Source organism: Bradyrhizobium sp. 2TAF36, assembly GCF_052114925.1.
GTDB classification, from domain to species: domain Bacteria; phylum Pseudomonadota; class Alphaproteobacteria; order Rhizobiales; family Xanthobacteraceae; genus Bradyrhizobium; species Bradyrhizobium barranii.
This window is the reverse complement of sequence record NZ_JBFRFR010000045.1, coordinates 60,855-76,145: the sequence shown is the minus strand read 5'-3', so window position 1 is coordinate 76,145 and position 15,291 is coordinate 60,855. Positions and strand designations below refer to the sequence as shown.

General features: G+C 64.1%; 16 protein-coding genes. 6 read left to right on the top strand and 10 right to left on the bottom strand.

The window, feature by feature from the left end; genetic code table 11:
• Nucleotides 1-4: 4 nt before the first annotated feature.
• Complete coding sequence (locus AB4Z51_RS25375) at nt 5-712, bottom strand: hypothetical protein (protein ID WP_135216636.1); 708 nt, start codon at nt 710-712, stop codon at nt 5-7.
• A 223-nt stretch (nt 713-935) separates the two neighbouring features.
• Between AB4Z51_RS25375 and AB4Z51_RS25370 the strand changes: the two genes are divergently transcribed.
• From AB4Z51_RS25370 to AB4Z51_RS25360, 3 genes are all read left to right on the top strand, one after another.
• Complete coding sequence (locus tag AB4Z51_RS25370) at nt 936-1,265, top strand: DUF6949 family protein (protein ID WP_014494286.1); 330 nt, start codon at nt 936-938, stop codon at nt 1,263-1,265.
• A 126-nt stretch (nt 1,266-1,391) separates the two neighbouring features.
• The gene (locus tag AB4Z51_RS25365; RefSeq protein ID WP_041958647.1) at nt 1,392-1,922 is read left to right on the top strand and encodes a gamma carbonic anhydrase family protein; all 531 of its coding nucleotides are present in this window, start codon (nt 1,392-1,394) and stop codon (nt 1,920-1,922) included.
• Between the two features lie 358 nt (nt 1,923-2,280).
• On the top strand, nt 2,281-2,655 hold the full coding sequence (locus AB4Z51_RS25360) for a hypothetical protein (protein ID WP_441498231.1): 375 nt from the start codon (nt 2,281-2,283) through the stop codon (nt 2,653-2,655).
• A 221-nt stretch (nt 2,656-2,876) separates the two neighbouring features.
• Here the strand turns inward: AB4Z51_RS25360 and AB4Z51_RS25355 are convergent, their stop codons facing one another.
• The 6 genes from AB4Z51_RS25355 to AB4Z51_RS25330 form a co-directional block, all read right to left on the bottom strand.
• Nucleotides 2,877-3,368: a hypothetical protein gene (locus tag AB4Z51_RS25355; RefSeq protein ID WP_441498230.1), complete on the bottom strand. Its 492-nt coding sequence runs from the start codon at nt 3,366-3,368 to the stop codon at nt 2,877-2,879.
• 177 nt (nt 3,369-3,545) lie between these two features.
• The gene (locus AB4Z51_RS25350) at nt 3,546-4,277 is read right to left on the bottom strand and encodes an aspartate/glutamate racemase family protein (RefSeq protein ID WP_441498249.1); all 732 of its coding nucleotides are present in this window, start codon (nt 4,275-4,277) and stop codon (nt 3,546-3,548) included.
• A 20-nt stretch (nt 4,278-4,297) separates the two neighbouring features.
• Nucleotides 4,298-5,176 carry an ABC transporter permease gene (locus AB4Z51_RS25345; RefSeq protein WP_063982477.1) on the bottom strand — a complete coding sequence of 293 codons (879 nt, stop codon included), beginning with the start codon at nt 5,174-5,176 and terminating at the stop codon, nt 4,298-4,300.
• Nucleotides 5,177-5,179: 3 nt separating this feature from the next.
• Nucleotides 5,180-6,139 carry an ABC transporter permease gene (locus AB4Z51_RS25340; protein ID WP_038945489.1) on the bottom strand — a complete coding sequence of 320 codons (960 nt, stop codon included), beginning with the start codon at nt 6,137-6,139 and terminating at the stop codon, nt 5,180-5,182.
• Nucleotides 6,140-6,143: 4 nt separating this feature from the next.
• Complete coding sequence (locus AB4Z51_RS25335) at nt 6,144-7,433, bottom strand: ABC transporter substrate-binding protein (RefSeq protein WP_028150047.1); 1,290 nt, start codon at nt 7,431-7,433, stop codon at nt 6,144-6,146.
• Nucleotides 7,434-7,475: 42 nt separating this feature from the next.
• Entirely contained in the window at nt 7,476-8,462 is a 987-nt protein-coding gene (locus tag AB4Z51_RS25330) for an ABC transporter ATP-binding protein (RefSeq protein WP_063982479.1), read from the bottom strand.
• Between the two features lie 268 nt (nt 8,463-8,730).
• Here AB4Z51_RS25330 and AB4Z51_RS25325 point away from each other — a divergent pair, with 268 nt between their 5' ends.
• Nucleotides 8,731-9,438 (top strand): GntR family transcriptional regulator, encoded by a 708-nt coding sequence (locus AB4Z51_RS25325; RefSeq protein ID WP_441498229.1) that lies wholly within the window; start codon nt 8,731-8,733, stop codon nt 9,436-9,438.
• Nucleotides 9,439-9,452: 14 nt separating this feature from the next.
• On the opposite strand, the gene AB4Z51_RS25320 is transcribed toward AB4Z51_RS25325, so the two are convergent.
• Complete coding sequence (locus tag AB4Z51_RS25320) at nt 9,453-9,659, bottom strand: hypothetical protein (protein WP_063982481.1); 207 nt, start codon at nt 9,657-9,659, stop codon at nt 9,453-9,455.
• 356 nt (nt 9,660-10,015) lie between these two features.
• On the opposite strand from AB4Z51_RS25320, the gene AB4Z51_RS25315 reads away from it, so the two are divergent.
• Together AB4Z51_RS25315 and AB4Z51_RS25310 are read left to right on the top strand one after the other, a co-directional pair.
• On the top strand, nt 10,016-11,368 hold the full coding sequence (locus tag AB4Z51_RS25315) for an amidohydrolase family protein (protein WP_441498228.1): 1,353 nt from the start codon (nt 10,016-10,018) through the stop codon (nt 11,366-11,368).
• Nucleotides 11,369-11,819: 451 nt separating this feature from the next.
• Complete coding sequence (locus AB4Z51_RS25310) at nt 11,820-13,583, top strand: CYTH and CHAD domain-containing protein (protein ID WP_135216643.1); 1,764 nt, start codon at nt 11,820-11,822, stop codon at nt 13,581-13,583.
• 118 nt (nt 13,584-13,701) lie between these two features.
• Here the strand turns inward: AB4Z51_RS25310 and AB4Z51_RS25305 are convergent, their stop codons facing one another.
• Both AB4Z51_RS25305 and AB4Z51_RS25300 read right to left on the bottom strand, forming a co-directional pair.
• Nucleotides 13,702-14,325 carry a transglutaminase-like cysteine peptidase gene (locus AB4Z51_RS25305; protein ID WP_441498227.1) on the bottom strand — a complete coding sequence of 208 codons (624 nt, stop codon included), beginning with the start codon at nt 14,323-14,325 and terminating at the stop codon, nt 13,702-13,704.
• Between the two features lie 330 nt (nt 14,326-14,655).
• Nucleotides 14,656-15,267 carry a PilZ domain-containing protein gene (locus tag AB4Z51_RS25300; protein ID WP_063982484.1) on the bottom strand — a complete coding sequence of 204 codons (612 nt, stop codon included), beginning with the start codon at nt 15,265-15,267 and terminating at the stop codon, nt 14,656-14,658.
• Nucleotides 15,268-15,291 lie beyond the last annotated feature (24 nt).

The window sequence follows — 15,291 nt, the reverse complement described above, 5'->3', positions numbered from 1 at the left end:
GCGCTCATCCCTTCGGTCCGCGCAATTGCGCTGACAGCCTGTCCTGCGCTTCGGCGACATCGCGCCATTGCGACAGCCAGCTCCGCGGAAAACGGAAGGTGAGATCGGCGCCGCCGACACGGCGTTCGGAGAGGCACATGCCGGGCGTGGCGGCATCGCGCGTGCAGCGTGCGGTCAGCGCGGGGCTTGTCGCGGAATAGAAGTCCTCGCTGCCATAGGGCGTGTCGGCGCGGAACATCCGCATCGTCAGGCCGTCCGCCGCACTGGTCGCGGCCTGGTCGAGATAGCGCGGATAGATCGTGGCTGTTCGCTGCTCCGGCGCCAGCGCATCGTGATGCGCCGATATCGAGAGGAAGACACGGTCGATCGGTTGCATCGCCTCTTCCACGGTGTCGGCGGTGACATGTTTCGGCGCGCCCGGCGGCTCAAGCGAAGGGTAGAGGAAGTCGAGATCGATGCGCTCCTGCGGCCCGGAGTGCCGCTGGATCTTCATCCTGATCGCGGTCGTGGGAACGTTGAACAGCGTGCCGCCGACGCTCACCGGCAGCCGGTCCGGAGCATTCGCGCCGCCCGAGCCCCAGGTCGGCCACAGCAAATAGGCGACGAGCGCCACCGCGCCCAGCGCCGCAATGCCGCCGAGCACGATCGGGACGACATGCGCCCGAGGGTGCGTCCTGGAGGACCGAAGGGGAGCTGCCGAAAACATCGTCATGAGCTTGCGCAAGTCGAACCGGGAAGTCGGCCGGTGGCCGACGAATCAGCGGCGAATATGCCATGCGGCGGCGAATTCGCGGAGCGTTCCCGGCCGCCGGGACGGGGGAGGGCCCTGCGCGGATCGGCCACCGACGTTAACCTTCCCTTAAGGATAATGTAGCGTTAACCGGCACTCTTTGTCACAGGAAGGCTCCGGCGTTGCGTAAGGGCGGACCGTTCCGATGACACCTGAAGCCTTCAATTCTCTGTTCTCGATCTGCATCGGTTTCGCGCTCGCAGGAGCGCTCGTGAACGGATACCAGGCGTTTGCCCAGCGGCCCGCCGGTTTCGGCCTGTTGCAGGACGGCGTGGCGCCGAAGACGTTTGCCGCGGTTCCGTTCCTAGTCTTCGCGGCGCCCTTCATCATCATGCGCAACACGTTGCGTGGCATGCGGGTGGAAAGCCGCCGCGTCGAATTCGTGATGATGGCGACCGTCATCGCCGGCTTCTGGAGCATGATGAGCGGCACCTTCTTCCTGATGACGCTACGCGCCGCCGGCGTTCTGGTCTGACGCTTCCGTTGCCCGGGACGCTCTGCGTTCCCCAGGGATACTCTGCGTCCCCTGCGTGGCGCGGGGGCCCTTTGCCTCAGCGTCGCCGTTTCGCTATGGCTGGGGTTGATGCGACAGGAGAACCCCATGGCGATCTACGAACTCGACGGACAGGCACCGGATCTTCCGGCCGACGGGAATTACTTCATCGCCGAAACCGCGACCGTGATCGGCCGCGTGCGCCTGAAGCCGGGTGCGAGCGTCTGGTTCGGCGCCGTGCTGCGCGGCGACAATGAATGGATCGAGATCGGCGAGGGCGCCAATGTGCAGGATGGCTCGACCTGCCACACCGACCTCGGCTTTCCCCTGGTCATCGGCAAGAACTGCACCGTCGGCCACAACGTCATCCTGCACGGCTGCACGATCGAGGAGGGCGCGCTCGTCGGGATGGGCTCGATCGTGATGAACGGCGCGAAGATCGGCCGCAACAGCATCGTCGGCGCGGGCTCGGTCATCACCGAGGGCAAGGAATTTCCCGAACGCTCCCTGATCATCGGCTCGCCCGCGCGCGTGATCCGCACGCTCGACGACGCCCAGGTGCAGAAGATGGGGAGTGCAGCGAGGTTCTACGTGGCCAACGGCCCGCGCTTCCAGAAAGGCCTGAAGCGGATCGGCTAGTTGCCTTCGGACTCGCGGGCTTCCATGGTGCCTGCGACCTTCTCGTGGCCGCCGACCACAGCGCGTGGTCATCGCTGCCGTCCGAGTAGGGATCGGCTTCGGCCGGGATGTTCTCGCGCGCGGCGCGTTCGCCCTCTGCAAAAGGGTCGCGATCGGTCATCGTGATTTGGCCTGTCTGGCTTTGGAACGCGCAGCCCGCTTGGCAGGGTCCGCCGTCAATGCCGAGAACAAGCTGCTCATCTGCTGCGGCTGCTAATGCTCGCGCGGAAGTGAGACAGTGAGGCTGTCAGGAAGGCGCGGCTGACGTTAGCTTGGTCCCGCTTTGAGCGTGGAACGTCTCCACGCGGAGGATCGAGTGATGTTACGGAAGATGATGATGGCGGCCTTGGCCGTTGCGGCAGTCGGCTTGTCGGCGCCGCAGGCGGCTGAGGCGCGGGGCGGTTTCGGTCATGGTGGCTGGGGCCACGGCGGCGGCGGCTGGGGCCATGGTGGCGGCTGGGGCCATGGCGGCCACTGGCGTGGCGGCGGCTTCTGGCCCGGAGTGGCGATCGGGGCAGGTATCGCCGGCGCCGGCTACTATGGCGGCTATTACGGCTACGGCTATGGTTACGGCGATCCCTATTACTATGGTACCGGCTCTGACGATGGCGGTTATGGTGGCTGCTATGTCGTGCGGAAGCGCGTCATGACGCCGGCAGGCTGGCGTGTCCGCCGCGTGGATGTCTGCGAATAGCGGCCGCGAGGCTCAGCCAGACTAAGAAGCCAGATCTACCAAAAGACTGGACCCATTAAAGAACAAGGCCGTTGACGCAGTATACCGTCAACGACCTTGCCAGCCCCGGACATTGAAATCGGCTCACGCCATCCGGTAACCGCCAGCATGGCGCGGAATCATACGGGGGAATGTGATCCAGTTCACATGTGGAAAAATTTAAGTCGCAGACCCTGACCCGGCTAGCCGCGCGAGCGCTTGCGGGCACTGGCGTGAACACGGCGCGACGGTTTCCTGCGGGTAACCGAGGGTGTCTCCGCCTCCGTGGCCCGGGCGCTGGCAAAGGACTGCCGAAGGCTGTCGATGGACTCGTTCAGCGTCGTGACCTGCTCGGACAGTCGCTTGGTGTCGGCCTGCTGGAATGCGAGCAGCTTCTTCACCGTCTGGAGCTGGTCCTGCACGACCTGGAGCTGGTCGATCGATTCCTGCTGGGTCGCCTCCAGACCCTTGGTCTTCTCGACGAGTTGCTCGGAGGCCTGGGCCGTGCGGGCCTGGAGCTGCCGCGACGCCACCACCCGGTCGGTCTCAGGAGTTGCGCCGGTATAGGTGCGCCAGATCGCAATCGAGGTCACGCCGGCGATGAGGAGCAGGAGGGCTGCGGCGGTCAGCGCAATCGGCTGCGCGCCAAGGCGAAAGAGGGGGTTGGACGGCCTGTCCTGGGCGAGATCGATCATCGCTGACAAAACCCAAATTGAAACTTGGTGAGTGGCGAAGTGCGGCAACCAGAGGTCGCCGGGACGTCCCGAAAGTGTTACCATTCGGCAACAAATGGGACCAAAAAGAGGCTAACGACAAAAATCCAGCAATCAGCTGGTCTTGGGACCCCTGAAGGTCCTCGAAAAGAGCCGGGATCAAGGCTGGAACGACGAAAACGGTCCGGAATAGGTCTTCGAGCGCGGCGCCGCATAGGGCCCGAGTCGGGAGGTTTTCAGTCCCAGCCGCACCAGTGATTCTGCCAGCGTGACCGCCGCGGCGACGCCGTCGACCACGGGCAGGCCATGTGTGGCGGCGAGCTCGGCGGCGAGATCAGCCATGCCGGCGCAGCCGAGCACGACGGCTTCCGCCCGATCGTCGCGGACCGCGGCGGTGATCTCCGCGGAGATCTTGCCGAGGGCATCAGTATTGCGCTCCTCGAGCGCGAGCACCGGGACCTCGGCGGCACGGACGCGAGCGYAGCGCTCGGCGAGACCGTATTTCCGTAGATTATGCTCGATCGGCACGATGGAGACACCGAGCGTCGTCACCACGGCAAAGCGCGCCGCGATCAGGCTCGCCATGTGGAAGCCGGCTTCCCCGATGCCGATCACCGGCGCTTTCGCGGCGGCACGCGCGGCGTCGAGGCCGGTGTCGTCGAAGCAGGCGATGATGTGGGCGTCGGCGCCGTCGCGGTCGGCGTCGCGGATGCAGCCGAGCATGCCGGGCACGGCGAAGGCCTCGTCGTAAAAGCCCTCGATCGAGACCGGGCCCATCCCGGGCTGGCGCGCGTCGATCAATGTGTCGGGCAGGGCGACGCTGCGTGCGGCAGCGGCGATCTTCGCCGTCATCGACGCGGTGGTGTTGGGATTGACGACGTGCAGCCGCATCAGTTCAGACAAGCCCCTTGTCAGACAAGCCCTTGGCCGGCATCCGAGCCCTTGGCCGCCTGCCGTTTGTTGAGCATGTGGATGGTGCCGAGTGCAAGGGCGATCACGGTGAACGACACCGCCGAGATCACGGTGCCGAGCGCGTAGATGTCGGGGTTCGTCACGGTGGTGGTGAGGCCCTGGAGATCGAGCGGCAGCGTGTTCACCGCCCCGATCGCCTGGCTGGAGCGGGCGAGCTCGTCCCAGGACAGCGTGAAGCCGAACAGGCCGATGCCGATCACGGAGGGCAGGATGATCGGCAGCACGACATGACGGAAGGCCTGCCACGGCGTCGCGCCGAGATCGCGCGCGGCTTCCTCGAGCCTGGGATCGAAGCGGTTGAAGATCGCGAACATGATCAGCAGGCCGAACGGCAGCGTCCAGGTCAGGTGCGCACCTAAGCCCGAGGTCAGCAGGCCCATCGAGGTCTCGAAATTCTCGTTCCAATGCGCCTTGATCAAATCGTCGATGATGCGGAATTCAAGCGAGATGCCGAGCGAGGTGATGATCGAGGGCACGATCAGGCTCGCGATCGCCGAGTAAAATAGAATGCTCTGCGCCTTGAACTTGCGGCGGAAGGCCATGCCGGCGGCGACCGACAGCACGACGGTCACAACCATCACGATCAGGCCAAGCAGCAGCGAGCGTCGGAAGGCCGCGCCGAGATCGACGATGCCGGTGCCCTGGAACAGTTTTGCGATCCAGAAGGTCGACACGCCGTTCATCGGGAAGGTGAGGCCGCCCTGCGGCCCCTGGAACGAGAGGACGTAGATCGCGATCATCGGGCCGTAGAGAAACAGCACATAGGCCGCGAAGAAGATCGCGAGCACGTAGAACGAGCGCGGGCGTCCCTCCTTCATGCTCTAGAGCTCCTTCTTGATGTCGACGATGCGCGACATCATGGTGATGATCAGGAAGGTGATGATGAGCAGGATCACGGCGTTCGCGGCCGCAGCCGGGAACTGCAGCGCGTTCACCCGCGTCTCGATGATCTTGCCGGCGGCGGCGATCTGCTGGCCGCCCATCACGCCGATGGTGATGAAGTCGCCCATCACAATGGTGATGACGAAGATCGAGCCGATCACGATGCCGGGCTTGGAGAGCGGGATGATGACGTTGACCAGCGTCTGGAAGCCGGTGGCACCGGCATCATAGGCCGCCTCGATCAGCGACTTGTCGATGCGAACCATCGAATTGAAGATCGGCACCACCATGAAGAAGGTGAAGAGGTGGACCAGCGCCAGCACCACGGAGAATTCGGAGAACAGCAGCCATTCCAGCGGATGGTTGATCAATCCGCTCTTGACCAGTCCGGAGTTCACGAGGCCGTTGCGTCCGAGCAGCGGGATCCAGGCGATCATGCGGATGACGTTGGAGGTCCAGAACGGGATCGTGCAGAGCAGCGACAATCCCATCTGCCAGGTCTTGGACTTGACGTGGAAGGCGAGGAAGTAGGCGACCCAGAAGCCGATGAAGAGCGTGATGACCCAGACCAGGAAGCACAGCTTCAGCGTCTTCAGATAGGTCTTGGCGATGGTGCAGAGATCGGGGAGCTGCGCGATGCAGCCCTCGAACGTGTCGGTGTAGCCGCGGCCGGAGAAGGCCGGCAGCAGCTGGTATTCGTTGTAGTCCCAGAACGAGACGATGACGACGAAGACCAGAGGGATCAAGAAGAAGGCGAGAAACACCAGCATCATCGGCCCGGCCTGGAGCCAGGAGATGAAGGAGGGCGACAGGCGCGTCGCTTTCGCGGCGCGCGCCGTGCCCGACCCCGGGATCAATCCCGGGGACGCCTGTTGCAGGATGTCCTCTGACGTGTCCATCACGTTAGGCCGCGATGAACTCGTTCCACTTGCGGACCATGTAGTCGTTCTCGTCCATCACGGCGTTCCAGCAGGCGACGCCGCCCATGCGGTCCTCGTAGGAGCCGCCGTCACGCACTGCGCCGGCCTTCTCGAGCAGCGAGCCGTCGGGCGCCTTGATGTCCTTCTCGGCCGGCTTGCCTTCCATCCAGTACGCCCACTCGTACGGCTCCATGTGCGCCTTCGCGGTCGAGAGCACGGCGGAGTAATAGCCCTGGCGGTTGAGATAGGCACCGGCATAGCCGGACAGGAACCAGTTCACGAACTCATAGGCCCATTCGAGCTTTGCACCCGACACGCCCTTGGAGACGCAGAAGCCCGAGGCCCAGGAGCGATAGCCTTCCTTGAGCGGCTGGAAGGTGCAGGGGATGCCCATCGAGCGCACCTTCGTCACGGCCGGCGACCACATCGACTGGATCACGGTCTCGCCGGAGGCCATCAGGTTGACGCTCTCGTTGAAGTCCTTCCAGAAGGCGCGGAATTGCCCCGCCTTCTTGGCCTCGGTCATCACCTTCATGGTGAGATCGATCTCTTCCTTGGTCATGTTGCCCTTGTCGGCATATTTGTACTTGCCGGTGGCTTCCACGACCATCGCGGCATCCATGATGCCGATCGAGGGGATGTTGAGGATCGAGGCCTTGCCCTTGAATTCGGGATTGAGCAGCTCCGACCACGAGCTGATCGGGCGCTTGATCAGGTCGGGACGAATGCCGAGCGTGTCGGCGTTGTAGACGGTCGGGATCAGCGTGACGAACTCGGTCGCCGACGTCGCGAACTTCTTGGAGTCCTTGCCTTCGAGATAGAGCACCTTCCAGGGCGCCGTGCCCTGGCCGCCGATCTTCTTGCCGCCGGGCGTCTCGCCCTTGGTGAAGACCGGCGTGATGTTGTCGAATTCCTTGATCTTCTTGGCATCGAGGGCAAGGATGTTGCCCGACGGCACGATCTTCTTCAGCGAGAAATATTCGGTGTCGAGCACGTCGAAGGAGTTGGGCTGGGTCATCACGCGCTTGGTGACGTCGTCGGTGGTCGCGGTGATGTATTCGATCTTGATGCCGGTGTCCTTGAGGCACTGCTTGGAGATGTCGTCGCCTTCGTTCACGGCGGTGCCGAGATAGCGCAGCACCTTCGCATCGGCCGATTTCACATAGGGAAAGCCGGTGATGGCGCCGGAGCCGGCGGCGAGGCCCGCGAGACCCGCGGTGCCCTTGAGCAGCGTGCGGCGGCTGACGCCCTTCGTCCTGGTGGTCTCGGTCATATCAGTCACTCCTCTGTTGCGCATTCCAGTGATCGATCGGCGCTATTGCAGGCGTTGCGCCTTGGCGGGATCCCAGGTGGCCAGCACGCGATCGCCCGGACGGAACGGGTGGACGTCGAAGGCGGCCTCGGGGAGGTGGGAGAACAGGGCGGTGCCGTCGTCGAGCGTGAGCGAGACGGCGATGTAGGAGCCCTGGTACTCGGTCTGGGTCAGCAGCGCCGGTGCGCCRAACGCGCCCTCGGCGAACGGCGCGATGCCGAGCTGATCGGCGCGCACGGCGATGAGGTTTCCGGCGTCGCTGAGGACGTTGTGGCCGCCGATGAAGCGCGCCACGAATTCGGTGCGGGGGCGGTGGAAGATCTCGCGCGCGGTGCCTTGCTGTTCGATCCTGCCCTGGTTCATCACCACGATGTGGTCGGCGAGCGCCATCGCTTCTTCCTGGCCGTGGGTGACCTGGATGAAGCTGATGCCGAGCTCGCGCTGAAGGCGCTTCAACTCGCCGCGCATCCTCACCCGCAGGAACGGATCGAGCGCGGAGAGCGGCTCGTCGAGCAGCAGGATCTGCGGCTCGGTGATCAGTGCGCGAGCCAGCGCCACGCGCTGCTGCTGGCCGCCGGAGAGTTGGGCCGGGAGCCGGCCCGCATAGGGTGTCATTGCCACCAGCTCGAGCAATTCGCCGGCGCGCCTGTGCCTGGTCGCGCGGTCGACGCCGCGCATTTTGAGCGCAAACGCCACGTTGTCGAGCACGGTCAGATGCGGAAACAGCGCGTAGGACTGGAACATCATCGCCGTGCCGCGCTTGGCGGGCTCGAGGTCGGTCACGTTCTGCGCACCGAGAATGATGTCGCCTTTGCTGACCGCCTCGTGGCCTGCGATCATGCGCAAGGTCGAGGTCTTGCCGCAGCCGGAGGGGCCGAGCAGGCAGCAATAGGTCCCGGCCGGGATCTTCAAATTGACGGTGTCGACCGCCAGCGTCGTGTCGTAGCGCTTGGTGACGGCGACCAGTTCGAGAGCGGCGGGAGTGGCCATGGCGTGTCCAAGGGAGGGGCGATGCTCCCGTCTCTCCGCAAGGTCCGTGCCAACCGCCCTTGGCCGGCTGAATTCCAGAACTGTGCAGCAGAGTCAGGTCGTTAGATCGAATCCGCCGCCTTCGGCCGTCCCGGCACCCGCCTGCCTCGCTGCACACAAAACGGGCGTGGATTGTATAAACTTTCGCCTGTGATTGGATACAGGTCGTCGGCTAACATTCAAGGCCGAACGTCGCCGATCGAGCCCTCACACCCAACCCTTCGAACTGATGGCCGCCAAGACTCACCCGAAATCCGACGCGCCAGATGCAAGCGATCGCGTCAGCCGTATCAGGGAGGGGGTGACCGCCGCGATCCTCGAGCATCGCCTGCTGCCGGGCACGAAGCTCGGCGAGGACGAGATCGGCGAGATCTACGGCGCGAGCCGCACGCTGGTCCGCACAGCGCTCCAGCAGCTTGCGCATGAGGGCATCGTCAACATCGAGAAGAACCGCGGTGCCTTCGTCGCGCGGCCGACGCCGGGCGATGCCCGTGAAGTGTTCGAGGCGCGTCGCCTGATCGAGCCAACCATCGTCGATCACGCGATCGATGCGGTGTCCCCGGCCTGGATCGACCGCCTCCAGCAACATCTCACCGAGGAGCGCGAGGCGGAGCTGCGCGGTGACGCGCGCGCCTCGGTCCGGCTCTCCGGCGAGTTTCATCGCCTCGTCGCGGAGATGAGCGGCCACAGCATCTATCTCGGCTTCCTGAAAGAGCTGATCGCGCGCTCCTCGCTCATCATCCTGCTCTACCGCCGCCACGACACGCCGGCCTGTGGCACCGATCATCACGCCGGCATCGTCGCCGCGATCCGCAAGCGCGACAAGCAGGCTGCGCGCGTGCAGATGCTGTCACATCTGGACGAGATCGAGGCCGAGCTGTTCTTGAAGGATCCCGCCGCCGACGAGTTGCGGCTCGCCGACGTGCTGGGCGTGTGACCGCCTGCCGTCTGTCAGAACGGACGTTCCTGATTTCGCCTCATGATCTTGAGCACCAGCAGGACGGCTCCGAGGACGAGCAACAACACGCCGACGAAAGTCATGCCGCTGTATTCGAACGTCACGCCTACGGCCGTCAGCAGGCATCCCAAGATGATTGCGATGAGCCCGCCGAGCTTCTTGGCCAGCAGGATGCGTCCGTCACTCGTTTGCGCCACCATGTTACGCCTCGTCATTTGAATTCTACAGACGACCGCAAGCCCTCCTGCCCAGCGGCTCAAGTCGCGTAGACCGCGCAGGATCGTACTCCCGAGCGAGAAAGTTGCAATCTACCGTTGCTGGCGGGTCGAAATCGATAGTGCGTTTTAATTTGAGTTCGACGCGAGTGCGACAGGTGCACTTACCCATTCGCCTATCCAACTTGATGGGGACGCTTCTCTTCGCGTCCGTATGGCTGATTTGCAAAACCTCCCTGTGGTTGCAAATTGACTCGATGCGGTTTGCAGGCATCAATCCATAGCTGCATCCCGCGGTGTCAGCTGGCTGGCGTTCGCCCGGATCTGCGTGGAGATTGGACATGTGGGGTTGGACCACGCCGGCCGGACTCTTCAGAGCCGCCGCATTGCTTGTGTCGATTGGAAGCCTCGGTAGCCCGTTGCCCTTACAAGCCCAGCAGGACTCCGCCGTCCTGTTCCGCGACGTTCGGATCTTCGACGGAAAGAATGCCACGCTCTCGGCCGCGTCCAACGTCCTGATCAGGAACAGGAAGATCGAGAAGATTTCCACCACCGACATCGCGGCCACCGGTCAGGTGATCGACGGCGGCGGCCGGGTGCTGATGCCGGGACTGATCGACGCGCATTGGCACGCGATGCTGGTGCGCCCGACGCCGGCCGCGGCCCTCGGCGATGTCGGCTACAACAATCTGCTCGCCGCCAGCGAGGCGACAGCGACGCTGATGCGCGGCTTCACCACTATACGCGACATGGGCGGGCCGAGTTTCGGCCTCAAGCGGGCCATCGACGAGGGTCTCGTCGCCGGTCCGCGCATCTATCCGTCCGGCGCCATCATCACCATCACCGGCGGTCATGGCGATTTCCGCCAGCTCACCGATCTGCCGCGAACCATCGGCGGCATGCTCAGCCGCATGGAGCTGATCGGCGGCAGCCTGGTCGCCGACAGCCCGGACGAGGTGCGCGTGCGCGCGCGCGAGCAACTGATGCAAGGCGCGTCGCAGGTCAAGCTCACGGCGGGCGGCGGCGTCGCATCGCCCTTCAGTCCGCTCGATGTCTCCACCTTCACCGAGCCCGAGCTGCGCGCCGCTGTCGAGGCCGCGGACAATTGGGGTACCTATGTCGCCACGCACGCCTATACGCCGGTCGCGATCCAGCGCTCGATCGCAGCCGGCGTGAGATGCATCGAGCACGGTCATCTCATGGACGAGGCGAGCGCGAAGCTGATGGCGGAGAAGGGAATCTGGCTCAGCACGCAGCCGTTCCTGGATATGTCCATGGCTGCCGCGCTCGGGCCTTCGGAACAGGACAAGATGCGGCAGGTGGTTGCCGGCACCGACCGCGTCTATGCGCTGGCGAAGAAGTACAAGATCAAGACCGCGTTCGGCACTGACGTCCTGTTCTCGAAGGCATTGGCGGACAAGCAGGGCTCGATGCTGGCCGCACTGACGCGCTGGTACACGCCGGCCGAAGCGCTGACGATGGCGACGTCGACCAACGCTGAACTCTTGAGCCTTTCGGGCCTGCGCAATCCCTATCCCGGCAAGCTCGGCGTGGTCGAGGAGGGCGCGCTCGCCGATCTCCTGCTGGTCGACGGCAATCCGCTCGACGACATCAAGCTGGTCGAAGATCCCGCGAAGAATTTTGTGGTGATCATGAAGGACGGCAGGATCTACAAGAACAGGCTCGCGCATTGATGCGCGCTGGGCAGGTGTGAGCCCGCGAAATTCAATCGCTTCTAGTCGCGCTCGTCGGGAACCGGCTTTCCTGGTCGAGAGCCTTTTGCGATCTCCGGGAGCGCAGGAGGCCGCGCGGGGCTTGTCACAATCTCCGGCCTGTCACCATCGGAGGCGTGACTTCTGAGCGTCTCCAAAACCAGAAAGAATTTTTCTGCTAGCATGAGTCAAGCTCGCTGACGCGTTCATCTCGGTTTCGAGAACGCCGAGATTCGCTATCAATTCGATCACTTACTGTACGCGGCGGCAATTTAATTCGTCACGCCAGACGAATTATGACAGTTCCGCCCGATCTTTAGCGTCGCGCGTGTCGCATGTGGACGATGATGCGTTGCGACGTAACGTTACTATTCCTTGTGGGCCTGACGAGCTATATGCTGCGCTCTGTCATCAAACCGTCATGTCACCGGAAATGTTGAAATCAGACGCTACGCCGGCTCGCAAAACCATGAGCGCGCCGGATGGGAATCCTGTCCCCAAGGACAGCAACAAGAGAACGGACGTCGTCGCCGGCTTCCTCAGGCAACGTGACGCAGCCGAGCCCGACCCGGAACATGCGATCGTCGAAGGCGCTGTGATTGATCAGACGCCATCGCAAGACACGACGCCTGCACCGGAGCCTGCCCAGTCCGGCACTGCTGCGCGTCCCGCCGGTGAGATCGAGCTCAAGCTTCTCGTCGATGCCGATCGCATGGCGCATTTCAACGCCGCGCCGGTCATCACGGCCAACGCGCGCAACAAGGGCACGCGCAAGCATCTCAAGTCGGTCTATTACGACACGGCCGAGCGCCTGCTTCGGCGCAATGGCCTGAGCCTGCGTGTCCGCCAGAGCGGCGCGCGCTTCGTGCAGACGGTGAAGACGGACGCCGCGGACGATCCGTTGCGTCGTGGCGAGTGGGAGGCGAGCGTGTCGTCGCTTGCGCCCGATCTCGCTCTGGCGATGCCCTTCATTCCGGAGAAGCTTCGTAGCCACCTCGTGACGCAGCCGCTCGAAGCCGTCTTCACCGCCGACATCCGTCGTCATGCGAGGATGATCGACTTGCCGTCCGGCGCGGTCGAAATCGCCTTCGATCAAGGCGAGCTGACGGCTGGCGATCGCACGCTACAGGTGAGCGAGATCGAGCTTGAGCTGAAGAGCGGCAGCGCCAGCACGATCTATGAGGTCGCGCTGCGGCTCGCGGAGCAGGGTGCGGTGAAGCCGTCTATCCGTACCAAGTCGGCGCGCGGCTTTGATCTTGCCGCCGATGAGCCGCCCCCGGCACGTCGCCCGCGAAAACTTCGCCTCGATGCGTCGGTCACGCTCGACGAGGCCTTCGCGACGATCCTGCGCTCCTGCTTCCTCCATCTGCTTCAGTCGCTGCCGGCGGCCGAGGACGGGCGCAACCCGGAAGGCGTGCATCAACTCCGCGTCTCGCTGCGCCGGCTGCGATCGGCGCTCGACCTGATGCGATCGGTCGGTACGCTCAGCAATCTCGACGTGCTGCGGTCGGAGGTCAAATGGCTGGCGCAAGACCTCTCCGCCGCGCGTGATTGGGACGTGTTCCAGCTCGAGACCTTGCCGACGATCGCACAGGCCTGTCCGTTGGTCGCCGGCTTCGATGCGCTGGGCCGGGCTGCGGCCGAGCGCCAGTCGGACGCCTATCGCAAGGCGCATGATGCGCTCGACGATCGCCGCTGCGCCGTGTTCCTGATCGGTCTCGGAAACTGGATCGAGACGCGAGGCTGGCGCAACGACGTTGCCGCCGAAGATCTCGGCCAGCTGGCCGAACCTGCCGTCGACTTCGCGCGGCGCATCTTGTCGGAGCAATACGCCAAGGTGCTCAAGCGCGGCCGCCGCTTCAAGTCGCTTCCTGCCGAGGAGCTGCACCGGGTGCGGCTCGCGACCAAGCGGCTGCGCTATCTCAGCGAGTTCCTGCTGCCACTGTACGAGGATCGCAAGTCGGCGCGACGTTTCTCGCGCGGGCTCGCAGCCTTGCAGGAGGAGCTTGGCGCTTTCAACGACATGGCGGTCACGGCATCGCTGCTCGATGGGCTCGGTACTGAACCCGACAGCGCCATCGCGGCCGCGGCGATCGCCGGCTGGCAGGCCCGTGCATCGATCGGCGTGCAGCCCGCTTTGCAACGCACGTGGCGCGATTTCACTGCGGCACGCGTGCCCTGGTCGTCGCAGGGCTGATTGCTCTCCCCAAAAAAGTTGCGGCCAGCCATTGGGGGATGGCTGGCCGCGCGCGAACCGGTCTGGGACGGGGAGGGGTGGGGATGTGACCGGGCCGCGTAACTCGTTTTCCTGACTGCTAGTTCTTGGCGCTGGCGGTGGAGACCGCCGGCTTGGTGTCGCCGAGCGAGACCCAGACGTTGGGATCGCTCTGTGACTGGCGCTTGACGAAGCGGTAGCCGGTCTCCGTCCAGGCAACGACGTTCTCGTTCTGATTGTCGAGAACGAACTCGCCCTTGTCGGTCTTCACCGTCAGCACCGCGTGTCCTTCGCCCTTCTTGTCCCGCACGACGGTGATGAGCAGGGCCTCGCGCGGYCATCCGGCATCGATCAGCATCTTGCGCTTCAGCAGCACGTAGTCTTCACAATCGCCGTAACCGTCGGTCGGCAGCGACCACTTCTCGATCACGCCCCAGTGCTCCTGGTCGGTCAAAGGCTTGACGGTCTCGTTGACCCAGCGATTGACCTTGACGAGGTCGCGCCATGCGGCCTGCGACATCACGATGTCGCGCGGTTGCGTCGGCGCGCCCTGGCACTGGGCGGCATTATCCGCACAGAACTCGACCCAGCCGATCGGCGCACGCGTGGTGTCGCCGAGGCTCGCGTAGAGCAGACGGCCTTCGCCGGCCTGCGCTGCCGCGCTGATCCCGAAGAGCATGGCAGCCAGTGCCAGCCCTTTCCCCTGTCCCCTGAAGTCCAACATTGCGGCCCCCGTTTCTTGTTGGGACCACATTTCGCATGGAGCTTTTGAGTTGCCGCTAAGTCGGCCAAGTCAMGTCGAGACGAATACAAGTAAAAGGCGCGATGAATTCGATCTATACTTGAATCGAATTCGACTAAGATTTGAAATGACTTCAATTGATTCAAATTTTATCTATTAACGCGGAAACGCTGGCGGAACKGTTGTTTGCGCGCGCACGCGGCCCTCGCGTTAACCCGCGCGAGGCGGTCGCCGGACACGAAAAAGGCGGCGTCCGCATCGCGGAAGCCGCCTTCAGGGCTGGAAATACAGGCGTTTTAGCGTCCTTGCGCTTTACCGCGCGGTAACGCTCTCTTCGAGAGTCTCTATCGGCTGCTCGTGCATGAACTCCAGCGCGAAGCCGTCCTCGAGGTTTCGGACCACGCGGCCCTGGACCCGGCCGAGCAGCACGATCGATTTCACCGGCGGGCGGTTCTCCGCGGCAATGGCGGCACCAGACAGCGAGAGGTCGATGATGCGGCAGGTCATCTTGGTGCCGTCCTCGAGCGTCAGCACCGCGATCGGGTTGCGCGGCACGATACGGTCGTGGCGGCGATCCTCCGGCAGATTGAGGATGTCGCGGTTGGCAAGCCAGGTCAGCTGGGCCGCCAGCTTGTCGCGCTTGCGCGGCGTCGCCCCGACCGTCATGGCGAAGCCGTTGTCGATGATGCGGGTGATCTTGCCCTCGACCCGGCCGATATGGTCGAGATAGGCGACGACGCGGTCGCCGACATTGCCGATGCCGGGGGCCAGAAGCGCTAGTCCGCCCGGCGACATGTTGATGACCTGGCAGGGGAATTCCCGGCGGTCCGGCAGCATGTAGCGGCCGAGCAGGTGAACCTTCACCCGCTGGAAACGCCGTCGTTCCTCGGCGGCCGGAAGAAATTTTTTGTTCGCCAACGCCATTTTCACAACCCGACCCCCCGCCTG

Excerpts from the sequence above, each read along its gene's own strand:
- AB4Z51_RS25355 (WP_441498230.1), bottom strand. The coding sequence starts at position 3,368 with ATGATCGATCTCGCCCAGGACAGGCCGTCCAACCCCCTCTTTCGCCTT.
- AB4Z51_RS25320 (WP_063982481.1), bottom strand. The coding sequence starts at position 9,659 with ATGGTGGCGCAAACGAGTGACGGACGCATCCTGCTGGCCAAGAAGCTC.
- AB4Z51_RS25370 (WP_014494286.1), top strand. The coding sequence starts at position 936 with ATGACACCTGAAGCCTTCAATTCTCTGTTCTCGATCTGCATCGGTTTC.
- AB4Z51_RS25310 (WP_135216643.1), top strand. The coding sequence starts at position 11,820 with ATGTTGAAATCAGACGCTACGCCGGCTCGCAAAACCATGAGCGCGCCG.
- AB4Z51_RS25345 (WP_063982477.1), bottom strand. The coding sequence starts at position 5,176 with ATGAAGGAGGGACGCCCGCGCTCGTTCTACGTGCTCGCGATCTTCTTC.
- AB4Z51_RS25325 (WP_441498229.1), top strand. The coding sequence starts at position 8,731 with ATGGCCGCCAAGACTCACCCGAAATCCGACGCGCCAGATGCAAGCGAT.
- AB4Z51_RS25365 (WP_041958647.1), top strand. The coding sequence starts at position 1,392 with ATGGCGATCTACGAACTCGACGGACAGGCACCGGATCTTCCGGCCGAC.
- AB4Z51_RS25360 (WP_441498231.1), top strand. The coding sequence starts at position 2,281 with ATGTTACGGAAGATGATGATGGCGGCCTTGGCCGTTGCGGCAGTCGGC.
- AB4Z51_RS25300 (WP_063982484.1), bottom strand. The coding sequence starts at position 15,267 with ATGGCGTTGGCGAACAAAAAATTTCTTCCGGCCGCCGAGGAACGACGG.
- AB4Z51_RS25335 (WP_028150047.1), bottom strand. The coding sequence starts at position 7,433 with ATGACCGAGACCACCAGGACGAAGGGCGTCAGCCGCCGCACGCTGCTC.
- AB4Z51_RS25375 (WP_135216636.1), bottom strand. The coding sequence starts at position 712 with ATGACGATGTTTTCGGCAGCTCCCCTTCGGTCCTCCAGGACGCACCCT.
- AB4Z51_RS25340 (WP_038945489.1), bottom strand. The coding sequence starts at position 6,139 with ATGGACACGTCAGAGGACATCCTGCAACAGGCGTCCCCGGGATTGATC.
- AB4Z51_RS25315 (WP_441498228.1), top strand. The coding sequence starts at position 10,016 with ATGTGGGGTTGGACCACGCCGGCCGGACTCTTCAGAGCCGCCGCATTG.